Source organism: Litorilituus sediminis, assembly GCF_004295665.1.
Lineage (GTDB): Bacteria > Pseudomonadota > Gammaproteobacteria > Enterobacterales > Alteromonadaceae > Colwellia > Colwellia sediminis.
Genome location: NZ_CP034759.1, coordinates 2,018,826 through 2,031,895, shown reverse-complemented (window position 1 = coordinate 2,031,895; position 13,070 = coordinate 2,018,826). Strand labels below are relative to the sequence as shown.

The 13,070-nt window shown below is 39.3% G+C and carries 15 protein-coding genes; 5 read left to right on the top strand and 10 right to left on the bottom strand.

The window, feature by feature from the left end; genetic code table 11:
* Window positions 1-100: 100 nt before the first annotated feature.
* From EMK97_RS09055 to EMK97_RS09045, 3 genes are all read left to right on the top strand, one after another.
* On the top strand, window positions 101-499 hold the full coding sequence (locus EMK97_RS09055; RefSeq protein ID WP_130601428.1) for an MmcQ/YjbR family DNA-binding protein: 399 nt from the start codon (window positions 101-103) through the stop codon (window positions 497-499).
* 203 nt (window positions 500-702) lie between these two features.
* The gene (locus EMK97_RS09050; protein WP_130601426.1) at window positions 703-966 is read left to right on the top strand and encodes a DUF3081 family protein; all 264 of its coding nucleotides are present in this window, start codon (window positions 703-705) and stop codon (window positions 964-966) included.
* An 18-nt stretch (window positions 967-984) separates the two neighbouring features.
* Window positions 985-1,590: an HAD family hydrolase gene (locus EMK97_RS09045; RefSeq protein WP_130601424.1), complete on the top strand. Its 606-nt coding sequence runs from the start codon at window positions 985-987 to the stop codon at window positions 1,588-1,590.
* Between the two features lie 33 nt (window positions 1,591-1,623).
* Here EMK97_RS09045 and EMK97_RS09040 read toward each other — a convergent pair whose 3' ends face one another.
* The 3 genes from EMK97_RS09040 to EMK97_RS09030 form a co-directional block, all read right to left on the bottom strand.
* Entirely contained in the window at window positions 1,624-2,256 is a 633-nt protein-coding gene (locus tag EMK97_RS09040) for a flavin reductase family protein (RefSeq protein ID WP_130601422.1), read from the bottom strand.
* 125 nt (window positions 2,257-2,381) lie between these two features.
* On the bottom strand, window positions 2,382-2,909 hold the full coding sequence (locus tag EMK97_RS09035) for a hypothetical protein (RefSeq protein ID WP_130604437.1): 528 nt from the start codon (window positions 2,907-2,909) through the stop codon (window positions 2,382-2,384).
* Window positions 2,910-2,991: 82 nt separating this feature from the next.
* Window positions 2,992-3,855 carry an alpha/beta hydrolase family protein gene (locus tag EMK97_RS09030; protein ID WP_130601420.1) on the bottom strand — a complete coding sequence of 288 codons (864 nt, stop codon included), beginning with the start codon at window positions 3,853-3,855 and terminating at the stop codon, window positions 2,992-2,994.
* A gap of 10 nt (window positions 3,856-3,865) precedes the next feature.
* Here EMK97_RS09030 and EMK97_RS09025 point away from each other — a divergent pair, with 10 nt between their 5' ends.
* Entirely contained in the window at window positions 3,866-4,330 is a 465-nt protein-coding gene (locus EMK97_RS09025) for a S41 family peptidase (RefSeq protein ID WP_246028939.1), read from the top strand.
* 103 nt (window positions 4,331-4,433) lie between these two features.
* Here EMK97_RS09025 and EMK97_RS09020 read toward each other — a convergent pair whose 3' ends face one another.
* From EMK97_RS09020 to EMK97_RS08990, 7 genes are all read right to left on the bottom strand, one after another.
* Window positions 4,434-5,186: a PEP-CTERM sorting domain-containing protein gene (locus tag EMK97_RS09020; protein ID WP_130601416.1), complete on the bottom strand. Its 753-nt coding sequence runs from the start codon at window positions 5,184-5,186 to the stop codon at window positions 4,434-4,436.
* Window positions 5,187-5,353: 167 nt separating this feature from the next.
* Window positions 5,354-7,018 carry an RluA family pseudouridine synthase gene (locus EMK97_RS09015; RefSeq protein ID WP_130601414.1) on the bottom strand — a complete coding sequence of 555 codons (1,665 nt, stop codon included), beginning with the start codon at window positions 7,016-7,018 and terminating at the stop codon, window positions 5,354-5,356.
* Window positions 7,019-7,066: 48 nt separating this feature from the next.
* A complete protein-coding gene (locus EMK97_RS09010; RefSeq protein WP_130601412.1) occupies window positions 7,067-7,690 on the bottom strand; it encodes a LysE family translocator in 624 nt (207 codons plus the stop codon).
* A 117-nt stretch (window positions 7,691-7,807) separates the two neighbouring features.
* Window positions 7,808-9,139 carry an IS4 family transposase gene (locus EMK97_RS09005; protein ID WP_130599454.1) on the bottom strand — a complete coding sequence of 444 codons (1,332 nt, stop codon included), beginning with the start codon at window positions 9,137-9,139 and terminating at the stop codon, window positions 7,808-7,810.
* Window positions 9,140-9,315: 176 nt separating this feature from the next.
* On the bottom strand, window positions 9,316-10,143 hold the full coding sequence (locus EMK97_RS09000) for a THxN family PEP-CTERM protein (RefSeq protein ID WP_130601410.1): 828 nt from the start codon (window positions 10,141-10,143) through the stop codon (window positions 9,316-9,318).
* Between the two features lie 298 nt (window positions 10,144-10,441).
* Window positions 10,442-11,410, bottom strand: a complete 969-nt coding sequence (locus EMK97_RS08995; protein ID WP_130601408.1) for an NAD(P)-dependent oxidoreductase — start codon at window positions 11,408-11,410, stop codon at window positions 10,442-10,444.
* Between the two features lie 96 nt (window positions 11,411-11,506).
* Window positions 11,507-11,992: a putative 4-hydroxy-4-methyl-2-oxoglutarate aldolase gene (locus EMK97_RS08990; protein WP_130604436.1), complete on the bottom strand. Its 486-nt coding sequence runs from the start codon at window positions 11,990-11,992 to the stop codon at window positions 11,507-11,509.
* 175 nt (window positions 11,993-12,167) lie between these two features.
* Between EMK97_RS08990 and prmA the strand changes: the two genes are divergently transcribed.
* Window positions 12,168-13,049: a 50S ribosomal protein L11 methyltransferase gene (gene prmA / locus EMK97_RS08985; RefSeq protein WP_130601406.1), complete on the top strand. Its 882-nt coding sequence runs from the start codon at window positions 12,168-12,170 to the stop codon at window positions 13,047-13,049.
* Window positions 13,050-13,070: the final 21 nt, after the last annotated feature.

The following is a 13,070-nucleotide window of genomic DNA, read 5'->3' as shown; positions in this document are numbered from 1 at the left end:
TTGCGTGCTTACTTTTATTTCACTTAGTATTAGTATAGAAGAGTCTTGATAATCTTGGCTTAAATACATTCAAGCATTTTGTTCTACAGGAGTTATTTTTATGCACTTTAGTCATATTCAGGCACAGGAGTATTTGCTAGCTAAACCAGAAACAACTTTGGACTACCCCTTTGGTGATGAGGTCAAAGTATTTAAAGTTAAAAATAAAATGTTTGCTACCTTGTCACTAGGTACGGGCAATGAAAAAAACACTGATGGGAAAATGGCTGGTCACTACTGCATGAACTTAAAGTGTGATCCTGATGAAGCCTTGATGTTACGAGAGATATTTAACGCAGTGATTCCGGGTTATCACATGAATAGAGCACAATGGAACACCATCATTCTTGATGGCTCAATCCCACAAGGTGAAATTGAACGCATGATAGATAACTCCTTTAAACTCGTTGTCAGTAAAATGACAAAAAAAGACCAAGCTTCATTATTACATCATCTATAAAACCTTGTTATTGCCGCTTAGTGCGAGTAACGGTTTACCGACAATTACTTGCTGTATCACTAAGTTGCTTGCATTTTGTGAGCACGTTAGTTGATCTTTTTAGCTGCTCTATCCGTATATTTATCTTGAAAAAGTCATGACAAAAGCGTCAGTTTTACTGTGTTTTCACGCGCTTATCAGTAACAAAATATTAGGTTCTTTTTATGGAAAAGGTATTACAAGAGCAGCGCAATTTTTTGCAGGTGTTTAATATAGTGTCTAGCCAAGGTGAGAAAATAGATGATAGCTATGAATATCAAGGCATTAAAGCTTGGCATGATTTTGGCGGTTACACTTGTTGGTTGCAGTATAATGATTTAATTGTGACATTGTTGTTTCATAATCGTGTTAAATTTGACTATGAGCACGAAGATACCGTAACTAAATTTATAGGCAAAGTAGATAAGATTCTTGCTAAATCATCGTAGTATTAAGGATTTAACAAATTGTTCAAAGAAAATATATTTGCTGTGGTTTTTGACCTTGATAACACACTGGTTTCCTCCTCTTTAAACTTTAGAGAAATCAAAGCCGCAATTAATTGCCCTGAAAAAGAAGACATTCTCAACTTTATTAACTCGCTTAGTACAGAGCAAAAAAGGCAAGCGCAGCAAGTGGTTAATGATTATGAAATGGCTGATGCTATCGCAGCTAAAAAGATGCCTGGCACTGATGATTTATTACAGCTACTCAACCGTTTAAATATTCCTTGTGCCATTGTTACGCGAAACAATAAAGCGGCAGCAAGTCTAAAAACCAGCAACAACGGCATTGATGTACCTTTACTGATTACCCGCGAACACTTTCCTGCTAAACCTGCACCTGATGCATTAGTCTACTTAGCTAATTACTGGCAAATAAAGCCGGAAAATATCTTGTTTGTTGGTGATTATTTATATGACATTCAAATGGCGATTAATGCCAATACCCAATCATGTTTGCTCAGCTATGGTCAAACTCTAGAATATGCACACTTAGCGACATGTACGGTAGATGACTTAGTTCAGCTCAGCCAATTAATTAAACAAGTAAGTAAAGCGACAGCTAATTAGTGCTGGGTTTCTATCATATATTCATCATTCGCATTAAAAGTATTGAAGTTTTTGCTCAGGCTTGGCGTAGCTTAATCGAGATAGCCGTTGCGTTTCGTGGTAACTATCTAGCCCTGAAATTGCCACTGTGCCTAAAGCTTCAATATCAATATAGCCATCGTTGTGAATGATATCTTTTTGGCAAAAAATATCAGTAACCTCTCCAATAACCAATAAGGTGTTGTTAACAGTTAAAGGAAGGATCTCTTTTAGCATTAATGCGTACTTTAAGGGACTTTCTTTGACAAAAGGCGCACAGATATCAGCAATAAATTGCTTATTTAATCCTGTTTGTTGGAACTCACATTGCTTTCTAGTATAGCGAGCAGAGGTTTGATGTGCTGCGGGCCATATATGGTTACTGACTTGGTTAATTGTGTAGTGCTTTGTTTGCTGAATATTTTCTAGTGTATGGCGAGGTGTGGTATGTGGCCGAACAATAAAGCCAACCAGTGCCGGTGAAGCGCCAATATGAAACACAGAGCTAAACATCGCCAAATTAGTTTGTTCGAGGTTGTTGGTGGTGCCGATGAGGTTAGCACTTTTAAATCCTGATAAGCTGTTTATCAGTTGAGCGCGAAACCTTGTTTGCATATTGATTAAATCATTACTGGTTATATGTTTCATGGTAATTTCAGTAACCTAGTTAAATTGGATTGAATTGAAATAGTAGTAGCAGCTTATTGAGTGATTTTCATTGCTACTTTCAAGCACCCGTTAAGGTGCTATAGCAAACTCACATATTGATTGTTTTATGATGAGCTTGCTAATTGCCTAACGTTATTAAGTGCATCAACAGCAAAGCCTTGATCATAGAAATAAATAATCTTGCCTTGTTTATCCACTAACACAACTCTGGCATTGTTTGGATTTTCATTACCGGTAAATTTTTGTATTTTCTCGCCATCATCGTAAATGGTTATTACGCCTTTCCAGAGTGATTTAGGAATACCTTTTCTCATGCCATTATCTATGTATGTTTTAAACATTCGAGGGAACATGCCTTGAATTGTCGGTAATTCATAGACAGGTAATTGTATTTCTGTCATATCTAATGCGATCAGCCAACGGTCAATGTCAAACTGCGCGTCTTGCTTATAGCCAATTAAAAATAGGGTTAAATTATCTGCAAAGTTATCTGGTATAGAGATTTGTTCAAACGCTAACGACTCGCCCGACACACTCGGGAAAGTTTTTCCTGAAATATCTTTATTAGGGTAGGTGGTAGAGCAAGCGAAGGTTAAAAGGAGCAAGGGGAGTAATAATAAATTGCGCATAATAAACACTCATAAAATAAATGATTTAATCGGTTATACGTTATGCGCGTGAATTTAGTTCATTTATATTAGCGATAAAGTCACTTTAGTGCTCATCTAACCACTTGGTTGCATAAGGCCATAATTGCTTAGACTTTTGACTAAAAAATTTCATGTGACCAATTTCATTGAGATTATAGTCTCTGGCATTCAGTGTTTTAGTTTGTGCTGACATTTGAGTAAACACCTTAAGCATATCGGCGACATTTTTATCGTTAGCGATAAAATCATCTGTCGCGTTAAGCCACATAGCCGGGAGTTCAAGGTGATGGTATAAATGTTTATGCACGCTGGTACCAAAAGCCATTTTTACGTAACCACTGCCGTTGCACCAAGTTTGCCATTGTTTTGCTACTTTTTTAGGTAGCGGCTCACCCATGCCCACCCAGTGAGATTTGGTATAACCAAATAGCCTATTCGTGACAGGAATAAAAAAATTCATAAAGAAGTGCGCTTTTACCTGATGATGTAGCTTCATATTCCTTAGACAACCTGATGAACTGGCAAAATTAAACATAGAGCTTAGTTCGTTAGCGTTAGGCATTAAACCAACTAACTGACCGCCAGCGCTATGACCAATTAGATGATAACGACAATCAGGAAAGCTTTTTTGAAGCTGTTGTAAAACAGCAGGCATGTCTTTTTCTCCCCAGCATTGCAAGGTTACATCACTCTGTTTTACATGCCCATGTAAAGACCCACCTATGCCTCTATTATCAAAAGTAATTACCCCATAACCATGCTCAGCGAGATAGCGAGCAAAATTGCCATAAAACTGGCGCTTTATCCCTGTTGCTGGGCCTATCATAACCGCGCCTTTGAGCTCGCCTTTAGGATGAAAAATGCTTGCTGCTAATTTACATTGATCAGCACAAGTTATGTGAATGTCTTTGCTTGCGATATGAGTCATAGTGGCGCCAATGGATGTCATCATCACTAAATACTACTTCTGGTCATACCAGATTGCAAATCCTGATTATTCCGCCAGTAATTTTTTAGAAATTTATAGCCACGGTGATGAACTCACTTATGCTGAGCATATTGCGTCAGTAAACTTGTATTCTGAAAAGGTTACAGAGCAAGCTAGTTATTTGCATAAGCCAATAGCAATACTTAGCTCTGCTTTTACTCAAGGGAGCGGCGAATTTATCGCTTATGATTTGCAAAAATTACGAGGTGCACTAGTGATTGGTGAAGCAACTATGGGCGTAAGTTATTGGTTTGATGAAGTTGAGCTAAATGAACAGCTAATTTTGAAACTGCCAGTTGCCAGCGTGCACTCCTCAACAGGCAATGAGAGTTGGCAAGATAATGGCGTTATACCTGATAAAGCAATGCCAGCTAATCTTGCTTTAGATTATGTAATCAATAATTATTTCAATTAGTATAGTAGCAATGAGTTTTCTTATTTTTCTTTGTTACTTGCCTAGCAGAAACAAAAAAACGCCGCAAAAAGCGACGTTTCAAAAAGAATTTAACTAAAGCAAACTAAGATTTCTTAACTCGACGAGCTGTTAAACCTAAAACACCTAATGCAAAAATAGCTAAGGTTGATGGCTCTGGAATGTCTGTTACCAGAGAAGAAAGGCCGTACATGTTTAAACCATTGTTGCCAGAGTTGATAACACTGCCATCGGTAGTTGAAACTGTGAACCAAGTACCGTTAGTACCAGCTAAGGCTAACTGACCTTGACCAAGACTTGCAATACCTGTACCACCAAATGATAAGCCCGCTGCAGCATTGTTAATTGTATCCATCAATGCACCTGTAGTAGGGTTGTAAGCAAAAAGACTATTACCTAGCGCCCAAATATTAGTGCCATCAAAGGCTATACCTTCTATGCTGCTTGCCGTATTAAATGATCTTAAGAAGCTACCGTTGGCTATATCGAAAAAGTTAATGCTGTTTTGGCTGTAGATAGCTAATTCATTACCAACTACAGTCATACCTTGTAAGCCGCTTAGTAATTGTGAAGACCATCTATATTGCTCTACACCTGTGTGATCGTAGGCAATAACTTCTTTTGAAAGAAAGTGACCGCTAAAAATGAGCGAGTTATTTGCTGCCACACCATTTGGGTTTGAACCGCCTGTAGTGAAGCTAGTAACACTATTAAACGACTCATCTAAGATATGAATAGAGTTATCATTCCATGTTGAGGAAATCAGCATAGGTGTCGCTAATACTGAGGTTGATACTAAACTGCAAAGCGTTAATGCAAAGGCGACTAGTTTATTCATGTAATCTTGTCCTAATTTTTTATTATAACCAGTTAAGTTTTTTCAAGACTACATAATTAGCAATTGCTGTGCCGTACATTGTATACCATTGCTTTTAATATTGTTTTTATATGATTACTGTTTAATTTCTTTGCTTTTTCTGCGTATTGTAAAAAAAATAGACACTTTTAAAACTCGGCATCTAGCTCAAATGTGAGCCTTTCTTTACTGATTGGGTGGGTAAAACTTAAATATTGTGCATGTAAATGCAATCGGTTAGCACTTTGTCCATATAAGTCATCACCAACTATTGGCATATTCAATCCATCTGGGTGAGCGCAATGCATACGAAGCTGGTGGGTTCGACCGGTTATTGGGTATAACAGTACTTTGGTTTTGCCAGCTATTTTTTCTATAACCTGCCACTTGGTTTCAGCATACTTGCCATGCTCAAAACAAACCATTTGCCTTGGCCTATCGTTAAAGTCGCAGCGCAGTGGTAATCGAATCTCTCCCTGTGCTTTATTTAATTCACCCTCTATTATTGCAACATAGCGTTTACTGACTTCTTTATTAATAAACTGTTGCTGCAAGTGCTTATGGGCGCGCTCTGTTAAAGCTAGCATTAGCAAGCCAGATGTTGCCATATCTAAACGGTGAATGATCAAGCTGCCAGTTGCTTGAGGAAAGCGTGCTTTAATTCGACTATATACTGAATCTTGAATAGTTTTTCCTGGTACGGATAAAAAGTCAGCGGGTTTATTAACAACCACAAGGTGTTCATCTTGATACACTATTTCCAGGTCTTTATTTTTGGCGGGGTTTTCTAATAAAGGATTATCATCAACCGCCATACCTGAAAGCATATGGCTAAGTATTGGCTGGCATTTGCCTTGGCATGAAGGGTAAAAATGACCGTGTTTACGAATTTCAGATTTAGGTTGTGCTCCCCACCAAAATTCAGCCATACATATCGGGGTTAACTTGTGTGCGAAGGCATACTGTAAAAGCTTAGGTGCTGCGCAATCGCCAGCACCAGCAGGTGGTTTTTGTTGGATGGTATCGGCAAATAATTCTGTTAAATCTTTAGTTTCACCGTGAATATTTAACATTTGATATTGCTTAAAGTAGTGCTTTTGTAATTTAGCAGAGAGCTTTTTTCTGGCTTTTTTTAATTGTGATACTTCCTCTGTTAACGCGGTTAATTGCGCTTGTAACTTATCAATGTTGCTAACAGAGCTTTCTTTAAAAGCGAGCAGTGCTTTTTTATCGGTGACACTGGCTCTGGCTAAATCAATGCTGATGGTTTTATATTCATCTGCCGTAAGCTCAGCGGCTTCTAACCAAGCACGTTTTGCTTTACGTGACTTTTTGTTCTCTCGCATAGTGTGCTGATGATGCGCTAATTGCTCACTATAGTTAGCTTTAGCTTGTGCTAGCTCTTGCGTTAGCAGAGCTAGCTGAGGACTGGCTTCAAGTTCGTTAATATGACTATTTAGTTCATTAATTTTAGCTTGCGTAGTCAGTTCAAAGTCTGTTTTCTGCTTCGCTTGATGAATAGCGGGTACAAAAGCAACGCTATGCTCTTCCTTTGATAAAGTCTGGTTGGTATTGCCTGAAAGCGCAGATAAGTAGCCAAGCTCATTGCTTTCATTACGTACCACTAAAACCCCATACATTCTACCTTGGGTTTTGCTATCAACAAGGTGAATTTTGGCTAGCTGTGCCTGTAGCTGCTTAGATGCTGCTAAGGCAAGCGGATGAGTTTTGTAGCAAAATGGATATGTAAACTTTTCTGGTAAAGCTAATTGTGAGATATCTTGTTTGAAGTAGGTAAAACAGTGAGCGTTCATAGATAACTTATTTATTTAGATGTTGCAGGCAAACATATGCGCTAGTTATTAACTTAGTGCCAGCCACAAAGCGACTAGAGCCATTAATGAGCCAGATAACTTGTTGAGTAATTTCACATTATTCTTTTGTGTTAGTAATTTCCCTATAGTTTTTCCGCCTGTTGCATAAATGGTCATACAAAGAAATTCAGAGCATAAAATGACAAAAATCAATACACTAAGTTGCATAGGCAGGGCAATGCTTGGATTAATAAAAGGCGGTAATAACGACACCATAAATGCCCAACCTTTCGGATTTGCTATGGCGGTTATAAAGCCCTGAGTAAATAATTGACTTCTACTGATATTTTTATTTTGCTTGTCATCTTCGCTAAGTGCTAGTTTTCCCTTTGAGCGCCACATATTGATGGCAACATAAGCTAAATAAGCAGCGCCAAATAACTTTAACACATTAAATACTTGTGGAAATTTCAACATAACTGCGGAAACACCTAGTACAGCTGCCAAGGCTACAACGGCAACGCCTAATAACTCACCCCACATCATCCAAAGTGTTTTTCGTATGCCAATCGACATGCCTAGCGTCATCGCTAAGGTCATACACATACCCGGCGTGATACTGACAATGAAGAAAGTAGGGATAAAAATGGATAATAATGTGATGTCTAGCATGAAGGAGTAGGTTTGCTGTAAAGCGCGTATTTTAACCTAACTTTAATTGCTAAGCGAATAACAACAAAGTTTATGTTTAAAGCTAAGAAAAAAAGGCTGCCTAGGCAGTAATGCCAGTCAGTTAAGCTGATTGGCATTTTTTGTATTCCTTGGATACCTTTGGGGTTTTGCCTTAACCCACCTTGGGTATTGCCTCTCTTCACGCCGCTCTGGTAATTTAAAATAAGTCATTTGTGTCAGTAAAGCTTCATAGTGTTTGGGAATATTGCCAGGGCTAGACAGAGGCAATGTGGCAAAGAACTGAGTAATTGCCATTGAGCAACTCGTGAAGCTAAGCTGATTAGGCCAAGTGCTATTAAGCTTTCTTGCTGCCGCTGTCATCCCTTGCCTTATCAAGTTGTAGCACAGAAGGAGTCCCCATAACTCCTGTTCAATCATATCTGGTCGCTTGCTTCTTAAAGTATAAGCGCTGTTAAGTAGCGATTGTTTCATCTCTCGATAGCCTAATTCTATTTCCCAGCGATACCGGTATAACTCAACCATTTCTTCGCTTGGAAAGCGTATTGGGTCGACCATTGAGGTCAGAATACGGTACTCTTTACCTTTAATTTTTTTACTCACTAATCTGGCTTCAATATGTTCTGGTAGGTCATTAAATTTTTTACGAGCTTGAGGCGTTGTTGTTAACCGAATACGTTTATCATTCTTGCCCAAACTCTGGATGACATCGTAATTTAAGTCTTTACGAGCTGGTATCATCCAGTGTCTTTGTTCTCCTGCTTGATGCCATCGATTGAGCAAACCAAGCGAGTAATAGCCTTTATCGAAGATAGTTAATGTATTATCTGGTGTCGTTTCTATTAGCCCTTCTGCTAATTTCATTTCATTAGTTCGGTAACCTGAAAATACGCTGTTGATTAGCTGGTGGCTCGTAATTTCCATGTGACAAACCATACGGATTTGAGGATAAATATTTTCTCTATGCTGGTTACTTTGCGTTTCAAATACTTTGTGGTTTTCAGCAGTATCGGCGACTCGCCATACGACACCATCAACGGCTAGCAGGTTCAAGCCCGCCCATGTTTCAAACTGGTTCGATTCATAACCATGCTGTGCCATCACTTTAAACACTTCTTTAACGGCATCTGCGCCTAACCTTTGTCTTGCTTGAACCAGTGCGCTTGGTGCCACTAATGGCTTTTTATCAGGCAACATGATATCCATCTGAGTGGCTATATCCCAAACCGACTTCTGACGATATAGTGCCATACCGATAATTGACCAAAGCACGGTTTCAAGTGGTAGGCGCCTTTTTCTAATTGTGGCGACGCCAGCTTGTTTAAAGCCTTGTTTAATCAACTCAGGGGAGAGCAACTCTGCGTATTTCTCAAAGGTGTGGAAGGTATTACAAGAACTAAAGGCTGTAGCAAGTTCACTTTCAAAGCGCATAAAAAAATCCGATAAACTTTATTTATCGGATTCTTACATATTGTAGGGATCGTTCAATTGATCCCCAAACTTTTTTGCCTTAACTGATCGGCATTACTGCCTAGGCAGCCTTTAAAACTTACATTGGTGTACGTTTACAATATAGAACACATTAATAGGTAAGCTTGTTATCCTCTTTATATATGCTTGTTACGCATGCTAGCGAATATACCAAGTAGCGCCAAGCTTAATAATAAAATTGATGCTGGCTCTGGAACTTGCGTAATTCTCATATTTACATCAAATGTATTAGCTTGATTTTCTACAGTGGTTAAACCGATACAGCTTGCACCACCTTGAACACCTGCTCTTGCACAAATGTCAGGGTGCAATTCCGCTAAGGTATCAACTAGGATGGCAATGTTATAAGTATATTGACCAATCGAAAACTGTTGGTTGAAGGTGCCAGAAATTGGATCAAATACAATATCGTCGCCACCAGCACCAAATAGATCGATTACGAAAATATCGTTACTACAAGGAATAATACCGCCATAGGTACAAGGGGCAGCGTTTGGTGTTTCCTCGAATAAAATATCAAACATTAGCGCAGGTAACCCATCGTCAAGCGACATGCCATTAGGGGCAACTTGTAACTTAGTGCTAAGTTGTGCTGAACTAAGCGAAGTGCCGGTAATAATAAAGTTGTTGTGGGTTAATGTTGCTGTTAATGCCCAGTCACCACTGGCTAAGCCAGTACCATCTTTATGGCCGCTACTACCACTTGAAACATCGAGCGAGCTTATTTCATCAAAAATATTAGCTTCTGTGCCCCAAGAAAGGAAGGTAGGGTCACTCCACCAGTGATTGTCATCACTTGCGTTAACATCTGCTGCTGGATCATAATCAGTAAAAGCGGTATCAACTTCCCAGTCCCATGAGGTAATAGGTGTCGCATTACTGGTAAAGGCGAGCCCCAGGGTAGAAAAAGTGAGTGTTAGTAAAATCTTTTTAAGCGTGTTCATTATTAACTCCTTTGCAGTATAAAGTTCAAGTACACGTTCAGTAAGTTGTAGTGAAATGGCTTATCGATAATGACGCAGTAACTGCAATTTATGCTGCTTCAAGTGATACCAATAAATCATCACACAATGAAAACTGCATAGTTTGCGCCACAATAGTTATCAAAGTGAAAAATAAGGAGTTTATTTTTTAAACGATTAGAGCTTTAACTTTAAATGTAAAAAATGCTGACAACTAAAGCTAGCTTCGCTATAGCTGTCAGTAATAATGTGATGTGTAGCTTATATCTTTTGGATCTTATCAGCTGCCGCCACTAATAATTTCGCGGGTAGTGATCTTGCTGTCTGCTAAAGCGGCGTTTTTAGGTAGTTCAGCATTACCAGCTAACAAGTAAATTACTTGCTGGCCTTTTTCGGCTAGCTCCAAAGCATGTTGATAATTAATTAAAATATCTGAGCTGATGCTTTGTGGGAATTTTTCCGCATCGCGACGTATATACTCAATCAGCTCTTGGTTTACTTGCTCATCATAAAATACCGCATCGGCAAATTGCATGGCACGATGGGCGTTTAAGGTTAAATGATCAGGATTACCGTCCTTGGTATGAATAAAGGTAATTTCGCTTTGGGGTGGGGCTATTTCTTCTTTTAGGCTGGCAATCAGCTGCTGTTCGGCATCGTGTTGATTACCATCTAAAATCGCTTGTCCAATTGAGCCACGCAGTGTGTTTTCCCAAAAGGTTCTGCGATTACGTAAGCCTTTCACTCTGGCTTTAACGTGATCTCTAAATTTTAAAGAAAAGTCCGCTAAGCGTCCGTAACCTTGCGGTAGTATTTTTTCAATTTGTTCACGCAGCATGCGAATTAAAATCGGCGCGCTACCTGAGCTTGATAAGGCGATAAGCATAGGTGAGCGATCAATAATTGCTGGAGTAATATAAGTGCATAGCTCTGGTTGGTCGACCACGTTAGCAAGAATATTGAACGCTACCGCTTCATTATAAATACTTTCATTAACCGCTTTATCGTCGGTGGCAGCTATTACTAAGGTAATACCTGTAAGCATGCCTGTTTGGTAGTTGTGCTTTAGCCAAGTTAAGTTATTGTCGTTAATTAAACGGGCAACGGCATCATTTACCTCGCTCGCCATTATGGTGATCTTAGTGGTTGTTTTTAGTAGCAACTCAATTTTACGCGCTGCTACTTCACCGCCGCCAACCACCATGGCAGAAATTTTTGCACCATCAAGAAAAACCGGAAAGTATTTCATTTAAAAACCTAAATAACACAATTATTTTTTATTAATGCAGCAACATTAACATAGGAAAAAAGCAAAAACCTTAATCTAGTTTGACTTAATGAAAAGTTACCTTACTTTTAATAGGGTTTCACTTACTGCTATGCCATTTTTATCGGCATAAACAAACTGGCCGGGAATAAAATCAATACCGGCAAAACTCACGGTAATATTCACCTCTCCCACGCCAAGCTTTTCGGTTTTTATGGGGTTACAGCCAAGCGCCTTAACGCCAAGCTTTAGTGTGCCAATAGTGCCGGCATCACGAATACAACCATTAATAATGATACCTTGCCAACCATTAGCTACCGCTTTCTCTGCTAGCATATCGCCAAGTAGGGCATTAGTGGTGCTGGCCTTACCATCAACCACCATCACTTTGCCTGTGCCATCGGTTGCCACTAATGCTTTAACTTTTGAATTATCATTAAAGCAAGACACAGTAACGATTTCTCCCGCAAATACCAGCTTTTCGCCATAATCATTAAACAAAGGCTCAGCTAAGTTTAACTGCTTTGCATAGTCGTCGAATAAATCGGGCAATAAATCTAACATGCCTTGGTAATCGTCATTAGCCATAGCTATTTGCTCTTTTTTGCAGGAATTGCTGCTACTCTAACAGCAATGAATGGTAAACTAGCATCATAGTTATTTATGACTACTATTTATGGCTGATATTTTCCTATAAATAGTCAGTTAGTTCATTCGATACCTTACAGAGAAGCCGAACATGCCTTGGATACAACTACGCCTTAGTGCCAACGAAGACACCGCCGAAAAATACTCAAATATGTTATCGGCCTGTGGCGCACAAGCCGTTACCTTTATAGATGCCAAAGACACACCAATTTATGAGCCATTACCCGGTGATGAAGTCACCTATTGGGCAAATACTGTGGTAATGGGCTTATACGATGCCAGTCATGATATGGACAAGGTGCTGAATTATTTACGTAGCATTCATCCAGACAAACAAGATATGCAATACAAGCTAGAGCAGCTGGAAGATAAAGACTGGGAACGCGAGTGGATGGATAACTTCCACCCAATGAAATTTGGTAATCGTTTATGGGTATGTCCAAGCTGGCGCGATATCCCAGAGCCAGATGCGGTAAATGTTATGTTAGATCCCGGCTTAGCCTTTGGTACGGGTACACATCCAACAACGGCATTGTGTTTAACTTGGTTAGACGGCATCGACCTTGAAGGTAAAACCGTGGTTGATTTTGGCTGTGGCTCAGGCATTTTATCGTTAGCGGCATTAAAGCTTGGCGCGAAAAAAGTTATTGGTATTGATATTGACCCACAAGCACTACAAGCAAGTAAAGCTAATGCTGAGCGTAATGACGTTGCCGATAGATTAGAACTATATTTACCAAAAGATCAGCCAGAATTTAAAGCAGATGTAGTCGTTGCTAATATTTTAGCTGGGCCACTACGTGAGTTAGCACCAACTATTATGGAGTATGTTGGTGATAAAGGCTTATTGGCACTTTCAGGTGTATTAGAAGAACAAGCTGAAACCTTACAAGAAATCTACGGTCAATGGTGTGATATGCAGCCTGTTACCGTGCAAGAAGAATGGGTAAGGTTGAACGGCCAACGTAAGTAGTTTTTCCCCTTTGTAAATTAG